Raw genomic sequence first — 17,752 nt, 5'->3', positions numbered from 1 at the left:
CCATGACCAGGATCGCTCTCATCACGGGTGGCGCGGGCGGCATCGGCCTGGCAACGGCGCGCCGTTTTGCCGATGGCGGCATGACGGTCGCGCTCGCCGATCTCGATTCGGACGCCTGTGTTGCGGCGGCGGCAAAGCTGCCAGGCTCGCAACACTTCGGTGTGCGCATCGACGTGTCCGATGCGCAGAGCGTGGCGAGCGCATTCGATGAAGTGGAGCGGCGGCTCGGACCCATCGCCGTGCTCGCTCACTTCGCTGGCGTTCTCGGCCAGCGCCTCGATCAGCCGCGACCGGGCATCGACGAATATGAGCTGGAGAGTTGGGAGCGCGTGTTCGCAATCAACGCGCGCGGTGCGTTTCTAGTCATTCGAGAAATGGCACGCCGGCGCAAGGCGAACCCGGTGCCGCACGGTCGCATCGTCACCATTTCTTCGGCGGCGGCGCAGCTCGGCGGTTATCAGGCGAACACCGCATACATTGCATCGAAGGGCGCTGTGTTGAGTCTGACCAAGGGCGCGGCGCGCGAGCTGGCTCAATACGGCATCACGGTCAACGCCATCGCTCCCGGTCCCATCGATACACCGATGTTGCATGCGGCGCGCGGCCAGTCGGCTGGCGATGAAGGATTCTCGCATCTGAGCATGTTGCCGGTGGGCAGGATCGGACGTCCCGAGGAAGTGGCTGCGGCAGCTGCGTATCTCGTTTCCGAGGAAGCCGCATTCGTCACCGGAGCGACGCTCGACGTCAATGGCGGATTGAGGATGCAGTGATGACAGCCCCGGACTTGAGCATCGATCCGTTCTCTGACCAGGTGCTGCGGGATCCGTATCCGTTCTTCGAGCAGCTGCGCGAGCTTGCGCCGGTTGTCACGTTGCCGACGTACGGTTGCTACGCAGTGGGGCGCTACAAAGAAGCCTTCGAGCTGGTGTCGCACCCGGAGCGCTTTGTTTCTTCGTATGGCATGGGGATGAGCAATATCCAGGAGCCCGGCGCGTGGCGTACAGCGAGTCCCATCAGCGAGATCGATCCACCCGTGCACACGCGCGTGCGCAAGGCGCTCGCGAAGATTCTGTCGCCCAGCGTGATCCGTCAGTGGCAACACGCGTTCGAGCAAGAGGCCGAGCAAGTCGTCGATCGCGCTGTCGAGCTCGGCACGGTGGACGGCATCAAGGACATCTGCGAGCGCTTCGTGCTGAGCGTGTTTCCAAGAGTGCTCGGTGTCGACGTCTCGCCGGAGCTGTTCATCGCCATCGGCGATATGAACTTCAATCAGCTCGGGCCGAACAACGAGCGCACCCAGGCGTCGGTCGCGAACGCGCAGCCGTACCTCGCCAAGTACGAACAGAGCTTTCAGCGCGCCAGCATGATTGCCGGCGGCTTCGGCGAGCAGATATTCGAGGCTGAGGATGCAGGTGAGCTGCTGCCAGGCACGGCGACCGCCCACGTGCGCAGTTTCCTGCGCGGCGGTGTCGATACGACGATTTCAGGCATCGGCTTCGCATTGAATCAGTTGGCGCGCAACTCGCTGCAATGGGATCTGTTGCGCACTGAGCCCAATCGCTCGCGCAATGCTTTCGATGAGGCGATCCGGCATGAATCGCCGGCGCAGGTGCTGTTCCGAACCACGCTCGAGGAAACCGAGCTGGGCGGCGTCCGTCTGCGTGCACGCACCAAAGTCGCGTACTTCATCGGTGCCGCCAACCGCGATCCACGCAAGTGGCTGGATCCGGATACCTACGACATGACGCGCCGAGGCCTGAGCTCGCAACTGGCTTTCGGCGGTGGACCGCACATGTGCATCGGGCAGCTGATTGCCAAGCTCGAAGCCGACAGCGTGCTGGGGGCGCTGACACGGAAAGTGGCCCGTATGGAGCCGGCAGGAGAGCCGGAGTATCGCCTGGTGAATACATTGCGCACGCTCGACCGGCTGCCGTTGCGGCTGCACGCCGCATGAGCTGAGGGACCCGCCGCAAACATCGCGAGACACGCGCACGAACACAGCATGATCGATGGGGGATGTATGCATAAGATCAGAATGATGCCGGTAATGGGGTTGACCTGCGCCGCGTTCGTCACACAGCCAGCGGTGGCGCAGTCCACTGAGCCGCGCGCCGACGAAACGGCGCCGGTCTCGGCGTTGCTCGAAGGCGTGGTGGTCACCGCCACCAAAAAGACGCAGGCCGAGGATTTACAGGAGGTACCGGCGAGCATCTCGGCGTTCGGTGCCGCGCAGCTGGAAGCCATGCAAGTACGAAATATCGAGAGCCTGGCCTTCTCGATGCCGAACGTGGCGCTCGATGCGCTCGGCACGGTGAAGGGTGTCGCCAGCTTCTCGATTCGCGGATTGGGCGTGAACAGCTCAATACCGTCGATCGAGCCGGCGGTCGGCACATTCGTCGATGGCATCTACATGGGCACGAACTATGGCGTGGTCGTCGACACGTTCGATCTGGAAGCCATCGAAGTGTTGCGCGGTCCGCAGGGCGTGCTGTTCGGTCGCAATGTCACCGGCGGCGCGGTCTCCATCCGCACGCGGCGTCCCGGCGATGAATTCGCGATCAACGGCCGGCTCGGCTACGAAGATTACGGCAACGTGCTGGCATCCGGTTCGATCGAAGGTCCGCTCGGCGGCCCGAAGCTGCTCGCCAAGCTGACCGGTTATTACAACGACGATCCAGGCTATTTCAAGAACCGTTTCACCGGCCGCGACGATGGCGAGACCCGAACCTGGTTCGTGCGCCCGACGCTGGTGTTCATGCCGACCGATGACATCACCACGACGTTGATCGTCGAGCATTCCGATATGACGGGCGACGGCCCGGTCAATCGTAATCCACGCTACGCCTCGAAGTTCGAAACGGTTTCGGGCGAGGTCGGCTTCAGCGATCTCACTGCGAGCTCCGTGGTCTCCGAAACGGTGGTGAATGTGGGCCTCGGCGACGGCAGCATCACCAACATCGCTGGCTACCGCGAGGTGGACAACAAGTCGCTGTTCGACATCGACGGCGTGCCCACCGCGTACGGCACGCTGGGCAATTCGCTGGAGCAGGACCAGTTCAGCGACGAGCTGCGTTACGCGGGCCGCTTCGGCAGCACCGACCTGGTGACCGGCCTGTACTACTTCGAGCAGGACTTCTTATATATAGAGCGCACCACGGTCGATCAGTCCGGCCTGGTCGGCGACTACGGCGGTCATCAGGATCAGCAATCCTTCGGCGTGTTCGTCAATGCCGATATCGGCTTTGCCGACAAGTACACGCTCGGCCTCGGCGGTCGTTATTCCAGCGACCGCAAGAGCGTCAAGGTCAACACGCGCAATTTTGCCGACAGCCTTTGCAATTTCGATACGCGTACCTGTAGCGCCTATCCGTTCCAGGACAGCAAGACGTTTACCAGCTTCACACCGCGCGTGATGCTGAAGTACGACATCAACGATGACTCCAATGCATATGTTTCATACACCAAGGGCTACCGTAGCGGCGGTTATAACATCCGTAGCCAGACCGCAGCGCCGCCGGGACCGTTCGACGACGAGAAGTCGGACGCGTACGAGGTGGGTTTCAAATCCGCGTTGCTCGACCGCCGGCTGTTGCTGAACATCGGCGTGTTCTATCAGGAAATCGGCAACCTGCAGCGCGAGACCAGTTATTCACTGCCAACGGGGCAGGTGACAATCATCGGTAACGCAGCCGATGCGCGTATCCAGGGTATCGAAGCTGAGATCACCTATTCCGCGGGCAGGGGGTTGGTGCTGAAGGGCTCGGTCGGCAAGACCGATGCCGACTACGTCACGGTGTTCGCCGATTTGAATCGCGACGGTGTCGTCGACCAGCACGACAAGGCATTGAAACTGCCGCGCCAGGCGCCGCTCACTTACAGCATCGGCGCGTATTTCGATCGGGAGTTGAACGCCGGCAGCCTCGGTCTGCAGGTGTCGCTCGATCACCGCGATGCGTCGTTCTTCAACGATGCCAACACGGGACCGTTGCCCGCGGTCGACAATCTGTATGCGAGCGTATCGTTCGCGCCGGCGCGCATGGAGTCGGTGAAGTTCACGGTGTATGGCAAGAACTTGTTGGACGAGTTCAACACCGGTAACAACAGTCCGCTCGCGTTCCCGAGCGGCGGCAACGTCAATTTCCCGGTGAAGGGTCGCGTGGTCGGTGGCGATGTCACAGTCAAGTTCTAGGCCGGCAAAAGTCGCGCCTTTTGACGGCCGTGTCGAAAGGGCCTCGGCCACTTTCGACCAGAGAAGTAGTAGTGCTTGTGAGCTCGGGCGGTCGCTGCCGACAGCATCGCCCGAGGTCCACGCGCCGCATGCGACAGTCGCGGCGAACCAGGCCGAACTCGTCGAAGGCTGGCGCTTGCTACTTGCGTGTGTCGCCGGCGTGGCCTTCGGCTCGATCGGGTTCGCGACCTATTCCATCGGTGCGTTCGTCAAGCCGTTGGAAGCTGAGTTCGGTTGGGGCCGTGCTGACGTGCAAGGCGCCATCCTGTTCAGCATGGGGCTCGGCGGCATCGCGGCGCCGCTTGCGGGCATGCTCATCGATCGCTTCGGTGCGCGGCTCATCGCGCTCACCGGATTGATTGGGGCGGGGCTCGGTTTTCTCAGCGCGGCGTGGGCCACCTCGTCGATCTGGACGTTTTATCTGGCTTACGCCCTGGTGGCGTGCTTGGGCGCGGGTAGCGGTCCTGTGTCGTGGACGCGCGCAATCGCCGTTCAGTTTCAGAAGTCGCGCGGACTCGCGCTCGGGTTGGCGCTGTCGGGTACGGGCGTTTCCGCCATCTTCGTGCCGCCCTACGTGGTCTCGCTCATCGAGAACTTTGGCTGGCGAATCGGATTTGTCGGTCTGTCGCTGCTGCCGGTCGCGATTGCATTGCCGATTGCCTATTTCTTTTTCCACCCGCGCGACACCGCCGCGCCGAGACCCGGCGTGCAAGCCACGCAGCTGCCGGGACTCACTGCACTCGAGGCGCTACGCTCCTATCGCTTCTGGGTGTTGATGTTGTCGATCATCGCCATGTACCTGGGGATCACCGGCATCATTCCCAATCTCATTCCGGCACTGACGGATCGCGGCTATTCGCCATCGGCTGCGGCAGCCGTACAGAGTGTCTTCGGTCTCGCCGTGATATTCGGCCGACTGCTGGTCGGCTGGCTCATCGACCGCTATTGGGCGCCCGCTGTCGCGGCGGCCGTGCTGACGCCGCCGGTGATCGCATGTGTCATTTTTCTCAATGACGTTCCGTATGCGGCGTATCTATTCGCCGCGTTACTCGCGGGATTGGCTGCCGGCGCCGAACTCGATCTGCTGGCGTTCTTCACTGCGCGTTACTTCGGATTGCGCAGTTACGCTCGCACTTACAGTCTGCTGTACGCCGGTGTCGCCGTCGCGGCGGGCATAGGTCCGGCGGCATTTGCCTACGTCTATGAGATGACCGGGAGCTACAACACCAGCTTCACGCTCGCCGCGATTCTGTTCGCCATCGGTGGGCCGTGCGTGCTGACGCTCGGTCGCTATCCCACGTTCACGCACGCGCGTTCGGCCGGGGCCGCGCCTGTCGATATCACCACCGGCCGGGGGAAGGGTTGAATGGACAATGGGCTTTGGGCGAGCTGGTACGACATCGATCCGGCGGACGAGGCGGAGTGGCTTACGTGGCTGCACGGCGTCTATCTGCCGAAGCTGCTACAGCGGCCTGGGATTGCCTGGGCAGCTCACTATCGCAACACCGGGGGCGGCGAATCGATGCGTGAGTTGCATCGAGTAGCCGCACGTCCCGATGAGGCGGTGCCCGATGGTTGCGCGTTCCTGTTGCTGGTCGGCGCACCTTCGCCGCACACGTTTTTCAATCCGCATGTGCTGGACATGCAGGAGACTGCCGAGGACGGGCGGTGGCTCGGCAAGCGCCGAGGCTTGCGCCACGAGTTCTATGTCGAGGAAACGCGCGTAGACGGTTGCGCCATCGAGCACCGGTTCCCAGGTTCCACCAGTGCGCCGGCGATCCAGTTCGGCGCCTATCGCATGCGGACCGTCGAGGCGGAGCTGGAATTGAGCCGCTGGTACTCGCAGCAGCGCTTGCCGCTGATGAGTCGGATGAAGAGCTGCGTGCGCACGCGCAAGCTGGTCAGTGTGGCTGGCTGGGCCAAGCATGGTGTGTTGTATGAATTCTCCTCGTTGGCCGATCGTCTCGCCGATCACGAGCAGCCGCACGAGTCCAAGACACTCGACCCGCAGGCGTGGACCGGAAAGATCACGTCCAACGCGGTGTATCCGCCGGGCTCGCCGTTCGTCGGCGAGCGCATCTGGCCGCCGGTGCGTTGAGCACGATGCGGATCACGACTGAAGACGATAGGGGCATCACTCATGAGCACAGATCTTTCCGCGGAGTTGTCGGCGAAGTTTCCGCCCAAACGCAATTCGGCGCGGCCATTTGATCCGCCCGATCAACTGCTGGCATTGCTCTCGCAACCGCTGGTGCGCATTCGCCAATGGGACGGCGTCAATGCATGGCTGATCGCACGCTACGAGGATGTGCGCTCCGTCCTCAACAGTGCGAACTTCAGCGCCGATCCGCGTAAGCCAGGGTATCCAGAGAAGAGTGCGGCGTACGGGGCGACCGTCGGCCAGGATCACAACCTCCGAACCATGGACGAGCCCGAGCATGGCGTGCAGAAACGCATGCTGCTGCAGGACTTCTCGGTGAAGCGCGTGAATGAGCTGCGCCCCGCGATCCAGGCGAAGGTGGACCAGTTGCTCGATGACATGATTGCCAAAGGTCCGCCGGCCGAGTTCGTGCATGATTTCGCATTGGCGATTCCGACCATGGTGATCTGCGAACTGCTTGGCGTGCCGTACGCCGACCGTGACTACTTCGCGGAACAGACGGCCATCTGCCTGTCCTCGGATCATCCGGCCGAGGTGGGGGCCGCCGCCGGCCGCAATCTCTCCGAGTACATCGACCGTCTCCTCGACGTAAAAGATGCCACGCCGGAGAACGATCTGCTGAGCCGGCTCGTGGTCGAGCAGCTGCGCACCGGCGCGCTGTCTCGCAAGGACGTGGTCGGACTCGCTCGTCTGATTCTCATCGCCGGTCATGAGACGACGGCCAACACCATCGCGCTGAGCACACTGGCATTGCTGATCAACCCGGATCAAGCGCAGATCCTGCGAGCGGGCACGGACGCGGCGACGCTGTCGAATGCGATCGACGAGCTGCTTCGTTATCTATCCGTCACGCATACGGGCCGCCGCCGCGTGGCGATCGCCGATGTGGAGATCAATGGACAGCTGATCCGCGCCGGTGAGGGCGTAATCATCCTGACCAACATCGCGGATCGCGACGAGCGCATCTTCGATGGAGCCGCGAAGCTCGACCTGAAGCGCAAGAACGCTCGCAATCTGATGACGTTCGGCACCGGGTCGCATCGTTGCTTGGGCGCCTTCCTGTCCAAGGTGGAGCTGGAGATCGCGCACTCGACCTTGTGGCGGCGCTTGCCTGGGTTTCGACTCGCCTGTCCGTTCGAGCAGATCGAGTTCATCGAGAGCGGGCAAGTGCTGGGCGTGCGGCGCCTGCCGGTGGCGTGGTGACGCACTGGACCTACATCGTCCTGTGCTCGGCGCTGCCGGGCCGGGATGACGACTTGAACGAGTGGTACTCGGATCGGCATCTGCCCGACGTACTGCGCATTCCTGGCGTACTCGCCGCTCAGCGGTTTCGTCTGGGGCCTGCGCAGCGAACTGATCCGCCGTATGCATATGACTATCTGGCGATCTATGAGATCGATCCCGCGAGGGCGGCCGACGTGATGGCCACGTTACGGTGCGATACAGGAACGCCGGCGTTGCCTGTCAGCGATGCTGTCGCCCCCGAATATTTGCAATTGATGTTCGAGCCGCTGACGCCGCGACGCGTGCGGGCGTCGGCACAGGGTTAGTACCGTCATGCCGAAGGTTGTGTTCTTGCGGTCCGGAAAGCCGAACGCCGAAGTCGAGGTGCCCGTTGGCATGAGCCTGATGCGGGGTGCGGTCGAGAATCAGATCTACGAAATTCTCGCCGAGTGCGGCGGCAATATGGCCTGCGCGACCTGCCATGTGTACGTGAACGAGGAAGATCTGCCACGCCTCACTGCTCCGACTGCCGGCGAAATCGACATGCTCGAATATGCACGCGCCCCGAGACGCCCGAACAGCCGACTGAGCTGTCAGATCGTCGTCACGGATGCGCTCGATGGCTTGACCGCGACGATTCCGGAGGAGGAGTGAGGCTCTATGCTCGACTTGACTGGCAAAGTCGCACTGATCACGGGAGCGGCGCGAGGGCAGGGTGCTGCGGAAGCCGAACTGTTCGCTCGTCACGGCGCACGCGTAGTGCTGGCGGATATTCTCGATGTCGAAGGGCAGGCGCGCACCGCGGAGATTGCCGGTGCAGATTACGTGCATCTCGATATCTCCAGTGAGGAACAGTGGCAGGCCGCCGTGCAGCGGACGCTGACGAAGTTTGGCCGGCTCGACATTTTGGTGAACAACGCCGCGGCCCTCGGCTTCGGCTCCATCGAGGAGACCTCCCTGCAGGAATTCATGCGCATGCAGTCCATCAACCTGGCCGGCGTCTTCCTTGGCATGAAGACGGCTGTGTCGGCGTTGAAAGCGAACGGCGGCGCCATCGTGAATGTTTCCTCCATTGCGGGTATCCGTGGACGGGCGAATCTGTCGGCGTACGGCGCGAGTAAATGGGGCGTACGTGGACTGACCCAGTCCGCTGCGCTGGAGTTCGGGCGCTATGGCGTGCGGGTGAATCTGATCGTGCCCGGGTTGATCGATACCGATATGACTCGCGGTCGCTACGGCCTGGAGAAGGTGCGCGAGCGAGGTGCGACGCTGCCTGTGGGCCGGCACGGCGAGCCGCTCGACGTGGCGCGGCTGGCGTTGTTTCTGGTGGCTGACGAGAGCGGCTTTTGCACGGGCGCGGAATTCGTGTGCGATGGCGGCGAGACCGTTGGCTGGATCTGAACGGCTCCGATGCGAATGACGGAGGTGTGAGTTGAGCGAACAGAAATACTTTTACATTGTGCTGTCCAATGCGGCTGAAGGCTGTGACGACGAGTTCAACGATTGGTACACGAACCAGCACGTGGTCGACGTACTGAAGGTCGACGGTGTGATCGCCGCGCAGCGCTTCCGGCTCGCGCCTGAGCAGCGCCGTGATCCACCTTTTCCTTACCGCTATCTCACTATTTACGAAGTGATGGCGGGCGCTGCGCGGCACGTCATGGACACTTTGCGTCGCGACTCTGGATCGATGGTGATGCCGGTGAGCGATACGTTCCAGCGCGATCATGTCGCACTGGTGTTCGACCCGATCACACCCCGCCGCCTGGCCAGCGATGTGCGCGGTGCAGCCTGAGAAAGCAGTCATGAGTAAAGTCATTGTGATCGATCGCAACGGAACCGAGCAGCAGGTCGAGGCGGTTGCCGGTTCGAGCCTGATGGAGACGCTGCGTAATCTCGATGCCGGTGTCGCCGCGATCTGCGGCGGCATCTGTGCGTGCGCCACGTGCCATGTATTCGTTGATGAGGAGTGGTATCCCCGGCTCATTCCGCCCAGCGGCGACGAACGCGAGCTGCTCGCGGAAGTAGCGCATTGCCGGCCAACATCGCGTCTGTCCTGCCAGATCGCATTCGAACCGGAACTCGGGGGTCTGCGAGTCACGCTGGCCCCCGAGGATTGAGCACCGAGGCGCCGCTCTTGATCTTCGAACTACGACGTTATCGTGTTGCATCGGGACGATTGCCGGATGTGCGCAGGCGTTTCGCGGAGCATCTGCCGCCACTATTTGCGCGGCATCATCTCAATGTTCTGGGGCGTTGGACGGCGACGGCGAGCGATGCCCCCGCATCGTTTGTCTATCTGCTGGGCTTCGATCGGCTCGACGCTCGACAGTCTGCGTGGGCGGGCTTCTACATCGATCCTCAGTGGCAGCAGGTCCGCGCGTCCACCAACGCCGGCTCGGAGATGATTGAAAGGACCGGGCTCGCATTTCTCTCGCCGAGCGCGGCTTGTGACGGACTGGACTCGCGTCGCTGGAGCGGTGGCATTCACGAGTTGGTCGATCAGCGTGTTGCCATCGGCCAGAAAGCGGTGGTCGAAGCGTTCTTCGCCGATGTCTATATACCGGCGCTGCGGGCAAGCGGCGCCGACGTGCTGTGGTTGGCCGAAGCGATCACGGGGGAGGACTTGCCGCAGTTCAGTTACATCTTACGCTGGCGCACTACGGAGGATCGACGCGCTGCCCAGCCACTCCTCGAAAGCACGGCGAGGCTCGGCGCCGCGCTCTTGCTGGGGACGCGCGCTATGGAAATGAATTGGGTGAGCTCATAGCTGAGCGCAAACCAGCGTCTGAGTTTGTCGTTGAGCACCCAGGTCACAGCGGCTCCAGCTCACGCGTTCATGATGCGAGAGAAGGCCGCTTGGTGCAGCCAGCGTGGTGTTGCCCAAGTAAAGATAACCGCGGCCTTGTTTGCCCAGCCTGGCACGGTGCTGATGCGCCCGGCCCGCAGCGCGCGGATTCCGGCGCGTACCACCGGTGCAGGTTGCATCATCAACAGCTTCAACGCGGGCGTGATCTTCTGTTGAGCCGCCGTTGCGAACCCAGTGTCCGACATGCCCGGGCAAAGCACCGTCACAGTAATCCCATCGCGTTTGAGTTCCCGATGAAGGGTTTCACCCAGGCGCAGCACGTACGCCTTGGCGGCCGCGTAGACAGCGAAATTCTCCACCCCCGGATAGGCCAACAGACTGGCGACCAGCAGGATCTTTCCGCGTCGTCGTGTCCGCATGTCTTGTGCAAAGACGTGGGTGACCGCGGTCAGGCTCACGACATCCAGCTGCAACATCGCCAATGCCGCGTCCAGCCTGTGATCGACGAATGGTCCTTGCAGTCCGTGGCCCGCGTTGTTGATCAGAATGTCGATCGCAATGCCTCGCTCGCGGAGCCGCTGATGCAGTCGGATGATTGCGGCAACATCCGAAAGGTCGACCTGCTCCACGACGACATCAACGTCGTGCTGCTGGCGTAGTGTCTCGGCAAGCGTTTGAAGCCGATCCAGCCGTCGCGCGACCAGCACCAAAGAGTGGCCCCGCTCGGCATATTGTCGTGCGAAGTGCTCGCCGAAGCCGCTCGATGCCCCTGTGATGAGAACCCACGAATCGTTGCTTGCCGTCATGTCGTTCACCTGCTCACCGAAGGGCGCTGTAGCGCTTGCTGTCCGCATCCCATCCGCCGCCCAAGGCACGGAAGGAAGCAATGGCGGAGCGCGCAGCTTCGGTTTGTGCCTGAGCCTTCGCGTCGCGCACCTGAAGCAAATTGCCTTCGGCATCCAGAACCTCGATCAGGCTCACGACGCCGCCTTTGTAGGCGGCGAGCGCGTTCTCGCGTGCACGCGCGAGCGACGTTTCGCCCTGGGTGAGGATGCCGACTTGAGTCTCGCGTTTGAGGAGGGCCGAAAAGGAGTTCTCCACTTCCTCGGTCGCCCGCAACACAGCCAGCCGGTATGCAGCGAGGGCTTCGGCCTCTTGGCCGTGCGCGGCCGCGATCTGAGCATCGACGCGACCGAAGTCGAACAAACGCCAGCGAAGTCCGAGCAAGCCTTGGGCTTGATTCGCATCGCTAGCGAAGAGATTGCCGCTCGAGATCGCGGTGGCGCTGCCTAGTAGCGCGCCGAGCGAGAACTTGGGGTAGTACTCCGAAATCGCCACCCCGATGCGCGCGTTGGCTGCTGCCAGGCGCCGCTCGGCGACGATGAGATCTGGTCTGCGCCGGATCATGTCGGCCGGCGTGCCGGTCTCGGTTAGAGCCGGAGCGATCGGAATGGACGCAGCCGGGTTCAGTTCGCCCCGGTAGGTTCCCGGCTGCGCTCCGACCAGTACGTCCAGCGCGTTCATCGCTGCATCGAGGCCGGCCTGCAAGACAGGAATCTGCGCCTCGACCTGCGCGAGCGAACCTTCGGTCTGGTGTACCTGCAATTCGGCGGCGACGCCTTTCTCATACTGAAGTTTGATCGTGGATAGCAGTCGACGACGCGTCTCCGCTTGTTCTCGAGCGATCTCGATGCGCGCCTGCAATCCTCGGATCGTGACGTACACATCCGCCGTCTGCGCGGCCACGGCCAGGCGCGTTGCCAAGGCGCCGGCTTCGGAGGCCTGATACTCCGCAAATGCGGCTTGCCGCCCGCGTCTCAGGCCACCGAACACATCGATTTCCCAACTCGCGCCGAGGTCAGCTTCGTAGTAGCTACCACTGCGGTCGAAGTCGGGCGTGGCGTTGAGCACCTGTCCCAGCGGGGTCTCGATCGACTGGTAGGTTTTCACACCCTGCGTGCTCACATTCCCTGCTGGCAGCAGCGCTGCAGTTGCCAGTCGTAACGACGCGCGCGATTGGGCGACTCGTGCCGTTGCCTGTGCAATGTCCAGGTTCTGTTCGAGGGCGAGCGAAACGAAGCGCGTCAGCACCGGATCGTCAAAGCCGGTCCACCAGACTTGCAGGTCCGCTTTACTCTGAACCTGCCGGTCCGCGATGGACTGCTGATCGAGGAAGCGCGGCGACAGGGCGAGCTCGGGCGTGCGGTAATCCGGGCCGACCGCGCAACCTGCCAGGAGACCGAGACTCACTGCGAGAACGATAGGGCGGAGACGGACGAGCATGGGAGAGCTCTTGAGTAATGAAGTCATGGCAGTGACCATAACCCATATTGGTCACTGGTTGTCAAGTGAATAGAGGCAGGGTATGGTTTCTCCCATGAATGAAATCGAGTCTTCGGCCCTGCCGCCGCGGGGCCCCGCTGAGCACGCTATTCGAGAGCAGATCGTGGCGGCAGCCGAACAGCACTTCAGCCGCTATGGTTACGAAAAGACCACAGTGTCCGACCTGGCCAAGTCGATCGGCTTTTCCAAGGCTTACATCTACAAGTTCTTCGATTCCAAGCAGGCCATCGGCGAGGCCATTTGCTCCAAAACCTTGAGTGCGATCATCGCGGCGGTCGAAGAGGCGGTCGCGGGCGCGACCACGCCCACAGAGAAATTCCGTCGCATGTTCAAGGCCTTAACCACGACCAGCGTGAGTTTGTTCTTCAACGACCGCAAGCTGTACGACATCGCCGCGTCCGCCGCCGGTGAGGGGTGGCCATCCGCCCGCGGCTACGCGCAGCGCATCCGGCAGATCCTGGCGGACATCGTCCGCGAAGGTCGCGAGACGGGCGAGTTCGAGCGCAAAACTCCGCTGGACGAGACGGTGCACGCGATCTACCTCGTCGTGCAGCCCTATGCGAATCCGCTGCTGCTCCAGCACAACCTGGATCTGGTGGAGGCGGCACCGGTGCAGCTGTCGAATCTGGTACTGCGCAGCTTGGCTCCCTAGCACTTTGTTCGAGTGACTATTGACGTAAATAGTCACTAGCCATACAGTGAAGCCTTCGATTTATCGGAGGCTCCCATGCTGCAACGCCGTGAGATTTCCTTCCTGGCCTTCGTCGGTTTGTTGCCTTTCGTGCTGGCGGCATGCGGTGATGCCACTTCTTCGACCGATCCAAGAACGCAGCCTCCGCTGGTGCGGATAGAGACGGTCGGGAACTCGACCGCGTCAGAGCGTTCGTTCACCGGTGTCGTTGCAGCTCGCGTGCAGAGCGACCTGGGATTCCGGGTTCCCGGCAAAGTCCTCGAACGCTTGGTGGATGCAGGACAAACGGTCAAGCGCGGCCAAGCGCTCATGCGCATCGATCCCACCGATTTGAAGCTCGCTGTGCGCGCACACGAGGAAGCTGTTGCCGCTGCCAAGGCTCTCGCACGCCAAACCGCGGACGATGAAGCGCGATACCGCGATCTCGTCGCCGGAGGGGCAGTTTCGGCGTCGGCCTATGACAAGGTCAAAGCGGCCGCCGAGTCGGCAAGAGCAGAACTCAATGCCGCCGAAGCCCAAGCCTACGTTGCTCGCAACGAGACCAGCTATGCAGTGCTGTTTGCCGATGCCGACGGCGTGGTTGTCGAGACTCTCGCGGAGCCGGGGCAGGTCGTCGATGCGGGCCAGGTCGTGGCGCGCGTGGCGCATGCAGGACGTCGCGAAGCAATCATCGAGCTTCCCGAAACGTTACGGCCGGCGATCGGATCCACTGGCCGGGCAACTTTGTATGGAAGCGGGCTGACCGGGGCTGCGAAACTTCGCCAACTCTCAGACGCCGCAAATCGTCAGACTCGAACGTTCGAGGCTCGGTACGTGCTGGCGGATCGTCTAGCGGACGCGCCGCTCGGCTCCACGGTCTCCATTCAAATCTCCGACGGCCGATCTGCGTCTGCCCTGCAAGTACCGATCGGCGCGATCTTCGATTCAGGCAAAGGTCCCGGCCTATGGCTCGTCGCAGGCGAAACGCCTCACGTCACGTGGCGCGCTGTGCAGATCGCCGGCCTCAGCGACGAAGCGGCCTCGGTCATTGGCAATCTCAAGGCGGGTGATCGCGTCGTTGCGCTCGGTGCGCATCTGCTGCACGAAGGCGATCAGGTGCGACTCGACAACGAGGCCGCGCCAAGCGTGGTCGCCAAAGACGGGGCAGAGTCATGAGCGGCTTCAATCTCTCCGCTCTCGCCGTGCGCGAGCGCTCCGTCACGTTGTTCCTGCTCATCGCGATTTCAATTGCCGGCGTCGTGGCGTTCCTGGTGCTCGGCCGCGCGGAAGACCCGGCTTTTACGGTCAAGCAGATGACCATCGTCACGGCTTGGCCGGGCGCTACGGCGAAGGAAATGGAAGAGCTGGTCGCCGAAAGGTTGGAGAAGCGGATGCAGGAGCTCCGCTGGTATGACCGAACCGAAACATTTACGCGTCCGGGCCTGGCGTTTTCCATGGTGGTCCTGCGCGACAGTACTCCGCCCGCCGATGTTCCCGAGGAGTTCTATCAGGCGCGGAAGAAACTAGCTGACGAGGCCGCCCACTTGCCACGTGGCGTGATCGGTCCCCTGGTCAACGACGAATATTCCGACGTGACCTTTGCACTGTACGCGTTAAAGGCGAAGGGTGAGCCGCATCGGCATCTGGTCCGTGAAGCCGAAGCTTTGCGACAACGGCTGCTGCACGTGCCTGGCGTCAAGAAAGTGAACATCATCGGCGAGCAGGCGGAAAGGATCTTCGTCGAGTTCTCTTATGACCGCCTCGCAACTTTAGGTGTATCCCCTCAGGAAATATTTGCCGCCCTCAACAGCCGCAACGTGATGACGCCGGCCGGCTCGATCGAAGTGAAGGGGCCGCAAGTCTTCATCCGCCTGGACGGCGCGATCGACGATCTGCGGGAGATCCGCGATACCGCCATTGCCACGCGAAGCGGCACCCTGAAACTCTCCGACATCGCCGACGTGAAGCGCGGCTATGAAGACCCGGCGACGTTCCTGATTCGTAACAACGGCGAGCCCACGTTGCTGCTCGGCGTGGTGATGCGTGAAGGATGGAACGGCCTCGAGCTCGGCAAAGAGCTGGTCGCGGCGACGGCGGCGATCAACGCGGAAATGCCGCTCGGGATGAGTCTGTCCAAGGTCACGGATCAATCCGTCAACATTCAGACGGCGGTCGGCGAGTTCATGGTCAAGTTCTTCTTCGCGCTCGGCGTCGTGATGCTCGTGAGCTTTCTCAGTATGGGATGGCGCGTGGGCATCGTCGTCGCGGCGGCGGTCCCTCTGACTCTGGCCGCGGTATTCATCATCATGGCGGCGACGGGCAAGGACTTCGATCGGATCACGCTCGGCTCGTTGATACTCGCGCTGGGACTGCTGGTCGACGATGCGATCATCGCTATCGAGATGATGGTCGTGAAGATGGAGGAGGGCTTCGACCGCATCAGCGCGGCGGCGTACGCGTGGAGTCATACCGCCGCACCCATGCTCGCCGGGACGCTGGTGACCGCGATCGGCTTCATGCCGAACGGCTTCGCGAAATCGACCGCCGGCGAGTACACCAGCAACATGTTCTGGATCGTCGGCATCGCGCTGATCGCATCCTGGATCGTTGCTGTCGTGTTCACGCCCTACCTCGGCGTGAAGTTGCTTCCGAACATCGAGAAGCGTGAGGGCGGACACGAGGCGATCTACGGCACGCCGCGTTACAACCGCTTCCGTGAGTTTCTAGGACTCGTAATCCGGCGCAAATGGTGGGTCGCCGGCAGCGTGATCGGTGCGTTCTTTATCGCGGTGCTGGGGATGAGCGTGGTGAAGAAGCAGTTCTTCCCGACGTCCGATCGCCCGGAGGTGCTGGTCGAAGTGCAGATGCCGTATGGCACGGCCATCGAGCAGACGAGTGCCGCCACCGCCAAGATCGAAGCCTGGCTCGCCAAGCAGCCGGAAGCCAAGATCGTTACTGCGTACGTCGGTCAGGGGGCGCCGCGCTTCTATCTCGCGATGTCGCCGGAGTTACCTGATTCATCGTTCGCGAAAATTGTCGTATTGACGCCGGACGAGGCAGCGCGCGAGCAGCTCAAACACAGGCTGCGAGAGGCCGCAGCCGAGGGTCTCGCGCCGGAGGCTCGCGTGCGAGTGACCCAACTCGTGTTCGGGCCGTACTCACCTTTTCCGGTCGCATTCCGTGTGATGGGCCCCGACCCGGACAAACTGCGTGACATCGCCGCGCAGGCACTGGCCGTGATGCGGGCCAGCCCGATGATGAGAACGACCAACAGCGATTGGGGCGAGCGGGCGCCCACGCTCCGCTTTGTGCTCGACCAGGACAGACTGCAGAGCATTGGTCTCACGTCGAGCGACGTGGCGCAGCAGCTGCAGTTTCTGTTGAGCGGCATCCCGATCACCGATGTGCGCGAAGACATCCGTTCGGTGCAGGTCGCGGCCCGTGCTGCCGGAAGCGCGCGACTCGATCCGAGCAAGATTGCCGATTTCACTTTGGTTGGCGCGGCCGGCCAACGGATTCCGCTATCGCAGATCGGAACGGTGGAAGTCCGCATGGAAGACCCGATCCTGCGTCGCCGTGATCGTACGCCGACGATCACCGTGCGCGGAGACATCGCCGAGGGTTTGCAGCCGCCGGATGTATCTACTGCCGTGTGGAAGGAGCTGCAACCTATCATTGCCCGACTGCCGGCCGGCTATCGGATCGAGCAAGGCGGTTCCATCGAGGAATCCGGCAAGGCAAATCGCGCCTTGGCGCCGCTGTTCCCCATCATGATCGCGCTCACGCTGATCACGATCATCTTTCAGGTGCGCTCGATCTCCGCGATGACGATGGTGTTCGCAACCGCGCCGTTGGGCCTCATCGGAGTCATTCCGACTTTGTTGTTGTTCCAGCAACCGTTCGGCATCAACGCGCTGGTCGGGCTGGTTGCGCTGTCCGGCATTCTGATGCGCAACACGCTCATTCTGATCGGTCAGATTCGCGCCAACGAGAAGGACGGATTGGCGCCCTTCGATGCCGTGGTCGAGGCCACCGTGCAGCGCTCCCGTCCGGTCATCCTGACGGCGCTCGCCGCCATGCTGGCGTTCATTCCTCTCACCCAATCCGTTTTCTGGGGAACGTTGGCGTACACCTTGATCGGTGGAACGTTCGGCGGGACGGTGCTCACGCTGGTGTTCCTGCCGGCGATGTATGCCATCTGGTTCAAGATCAAGCCGGCCGTGAAAAGCACCGTACGCAGTAGCGTAACGCTCGTGATGACGACTTCCGACCGAAGCGTTTCACGCGCATGACGAGAGATGAATTGAACATTGAATT

General features: G+C 62.4%; 17 protein-coding genes. 15 read left to right on the top strand and 2 right to left on the bottom strand.

Annotation, left to right across the window (positions count from 1 at the left end):
- Nucleotides 1-2: 2 nt before the first annotated feature.
- The 12 genes from ACFPN2_RS23160 (at nt 3) to ACFPN2_RS23105 (ending at nt 10,383) form a co-directional block, all read left to right on the top strand.
- The gene (locus ACFPN2_RS23160) at nt 3-770 is read left to right on the top strand and encodes an SDR family NAD(P)-dependent oxidoreductase (RefSeq protein ID WP_380601028.1); all 768 of its coding nucleotides are present in this window, start codon (nt 3-5) and stop codon (nt 768-770) included.
- Nucleotides 770-1,954 (top strand): cytochrome P450, encoded by a 1,185-nt coding sequence (locus ACFPN2_RS23155; protein WP_380601026.1) that lies wholly within the window; start codon nt 770-772, stop codon nt 1,952-1,954. Before ACFPN2_RS23160 ends, ACFPN2_RS23155 begins: the two co-directional genes overlap by 1 nt.
- A gap of 66 nt (nt 1,955-2,020) precedes the next feature.
- Nucleotides 2,021-4,189 carry a TonB-dependent receptor gene (locus tag ACFPN2_RS23150; protein ID WP_380601024.1) on the top strand — a complete coding sequence of 723 codons (2,169 nt, stop codon included), beginning with the start codon at nt 2,021-2,023 and terminating at the stop codon, nt 4,187-4,189.
- 175 nt (nt 4,190-4,364) lie between these two features.
- Nucleotides 4,365-5,594, top strand: a complete 1,230-nt coding sequence (locus ACFPN2_RS23145) for an MFS transporter (protein ID WP_380601023.1) — start codon at nt 4,365-4,367, stop codon at nt 5,592-5,594.
- A complete protein-coding gene (locus ACFPN2_RS23140) occupies nt 5,595-6,326 on the top strand; it encodes a hypothetical protein (protein ID WP_380601021.1) in 732 nt (243 codons plus the stop codon).
- 42 nt (nt 6,327-6,368) lie between these two features.
- Complete coding sequence (locus ACFPN2_RS23135; RefSeq protein WP_380601019.1) at nt 6,369-7,592, top strand: cytochrome P450; 1,224 nt, start codon at nt 6,369-6,371, stop codon at nt 7,590-7,592.
- Nucleotides 7,589-7,939 (top strand): hypothetical protein, encoded by a 351-nt coding sequence (locus ACFPN2_RS23130; protein WP_380601018.1) that lies wholly within the window; start codon nt 7,589-7,591, stop codon nt 7,937-7,939. The genes ACFPN2_RS23135 and ACFPN2_RS23130 overlap by 4 nt, the downstream gene beginning before the upstream one ends.
- A 19-nt stretch (nt 7,940-7,958) precedes the next feature.
- Entirely contained in the window at nt 7,959-8,267 is a 309-nt protein-coding gene (locus tag ACFPN2_RS23125; RefSeq protein WP_380602811.1) for a 2Fe-2S iron-sulfur cluster-binding protein, read from the top strand.
- A gap of 6 nt (nt 8,268-8,273) precedes the next feature.
- Complete coding sequence (locus tag ACFPN2_RS23120; RefSeq protein ID WP_380601016.1) at nt 8,274-9,014, top strand: SDR family NAD(P)-dependent oxidoreductase; 741 nt, start codon at nt 8,274-8,276, stop codon at nt 9,012-9,014.
- A gap of 31 nt (nt 9,015-9,045) precedes the next feature.
- Nucleotides 9,046-9,408, top strand: coding sequence for a hypothetical protein (locus tag ACFPN2_RS23115; protein WP_380601014.1), 363 nt, complete (start codon nt 9,046-9,048; stop codon nt 9,406-9,408).
- Between the two features lie 10 nt (nt 9,409-9,418).
- The gene (locus tag ACFPN2_RS23110; RefSeq protein WP_380601012.1) at nt 9,419-9,733 is read left to right on the top strand and encodes a 2Fe-2S iron-sulfur cluster-binding protein; all 315 of its coding nucleotides are present in this window, start codon (nt 9,419-9,421) and stop codon (nt 9,731-9,733) included.
- Nucleotides 9,646-10,383, top strand: a complete 738-nt coding sequence (locus tag ACFPN2_RS23105) for an NIPSNAP family protein (protein WP_380601010.1) — start codon at nt 9,646-9,648, stop codon at nt 10,381-10,383. The genes ACFPN2_RS23110 and ACFPN2_RS23105 overlap by 88 nt, the downstream gene beginning before the upstream one ends.
- Before the next feature lie 59 nt (nt 10,384-10,442).
- Here the strand turns inward: ACFPN2_RS23105 and ACFPN2_RS23100 are convergent, their stop codons facing one another.
- Together ACFPN2_RS23100 and ACFPN2_RS23095 are read right to left on the bottom strand one after the other, a co-directional pair.
- A complete protein-coding gene (locus tag ACFPN2_RS23100; RefSeq protein WP_380601008.1) occupies nt 10,443-11,228 on the bottom strand; it encodes an SDR family NAD(P)-dependent oxidoreductase in 786 nt (261 codons plus the stop codon).
- Nucleotides 11,229-11,241: 13 nt separating this feature from the next.
- Complete coding sequence (locus tag ACFPN2_RS23095) at nt 11,242-12,705, bottom strand: efflux transporter outer membrane subunit (RefSeq protein WP_380601006.1); 1,464 nt, start codon at nt 12,703-12,705, stop codon at nt 11,242-11,244.
- A 94-nt stretch (nt 12,706-12,799) separates the two neighbouring features.
- Here ACFPN2_RS23095 and ACFPN2_RS23090 point away from each other — a divergent pair, with 94 nt between their 5' ends.
- From ACFPN2_RS23090 to ACFPN2_RS23080, 3 genes are all read left to right on the top strand, one after another.
- Entirely contained in the window at nt 12,800-13,417 is a 618-nt protein-coding gene (locus tag ACFPN2_RS23090) for a TetR/AcrR family transcriptional regulator (protein WP_380601004.1), read from the top strand.
- A gap of 75 nt (nt 13,418-13,492) precedes the next feature.
- The gene (locus ACFPN2_RS23085) at nt 13,493-14,611 is read left to right on the top strand and encodes an efflux RND transporter periplasmic adaptor subunit (RefSeq protein ID WP_380601003.1); all 1,119 of its coding nucleotides are present in this window, start codon (nt 13,493-13,495) and stop codon (nt 14,609-14,611) included.
- A complete protein-coding gene (locus tag ACFPN2_RS23080; protein ID WP_380601001.1) occupies nt 14,608-17,727 on the top strand; it encodes an efflux RND transporter permease subunit in 3,120 nt (1,039 codons plus the stop codon). The genes ACFPN2_RS23085 and ACFPN2_RS23080 overlap by 4 nt, the downstream gene beginning before the upstream one ends.
- Nucleotides 17,728-17,752 lie beyond the last annotated feature (25 nt).

This window comes from Steroidobacter flavus, assembly GCF_042651805.1.
GTDB lineage: Bacteria > Pseudomonadota > Gammaproteobacteria > Steroidobacterales > Steroidobacteraceae > Steroidobacter > Steroidobacter flavus.
The sequence above is the reverse complement of the archived record's forward strand: the minus strand, read 5'-3'. Positions and strand labels throughout refer to the sequence as shown.

Excerpts from the sequence above, each read along its gene's own strand:
- ACFPN2_RS23160 (WP_380601028.1), top strand. The coding sequence starts at position 3 with ATGACCAGGATCGCTCTCATCACGGGTGGCGCGGGCGGCATCGGCCTG.
- ACFPN2_RS23155 (WP_380601026.1), top strand. The coding sequence starts at position 770 with ATGACAGCCCCGGACTTGAGCATCGATCCGTTCTCTGACCAGGTGCTG.
- ACFPN2_RS23150 (WP_380601024.1), top strand. The coding sequence starts at position 2,021 with ATGCATAAGATCAGAATGATGCCGGTAATGGGGTTGACCTGCGCCGCG.
- ACFPN2_RS23140 (WP_380601021.1), top strand. The coding sequence starts at position 5,595 with ATGGACAATGGGCTTTGGGCGAGCTGGTACGACATCGATCCGGCGGAC.
- ACFPN2_RS23135 (WP_380601019.1), top strand. The coding sequence starts at position 6,369 with ATGAGCACAGATCTTTCCGCGGAGTTGTCGGCGAAGTTTCCGCCCAAA.
- ACFPN2_RS23120 (WP_380601016.1), top strand. The coding sequence starts at position 8,274 with ATGCTCGACTTGACTGGCAAAGTCGCACTGATCACGGGAGCGGCGCGA.
- ACFPN2_RS23110 (WP_380601012.1), top strand. The coding sequence starts at position 9,419 with ATGAGTAAAGTCATTGTGATCGATCGCAACGGAACCGAGCAGCAGGTC.
- ACFPN2_RS23100 (WP_380601008.1), bottom strand. The coding sequence starts at position 11,228 with ATGACGGCAAGCAACGATTCGTGGGTTCTCATCACAGGGGCATCGAGC.
- ACFPN2_RS23095 (WP_380601006.1), bottom strand. The coding sequence starts at position 12,705 with ATGCTCGTCCGTCTCCGCCCTATCGTTCTCGCAGTGAGTCTCGGTCTC.
- ACFPN2_RS23090 (WP_380601004.1), top strand. The coding sequence starts at position 12,800 with ATGAATGAAATCGAGTCTTCGGCCCTGCCGCCGCGGGGCCCCGCTGAG.
- ACFPN2_RS23085 (WP_380601003.1), top strand. The coding sequence starts at position 13,493 with ATGCTGCAACGCCGTGAGATTTCCTTCCTGGCCTTCGTCGGTTTGTTG.
- ACFPN2_RS23080 (WP_380601001.1), top strand. The coding sequence starts at position 14,608 with ATGAGCGGCTTCAATCTCTCCGCTCTCGCCGTGCGCGAGCGCTCCGTC.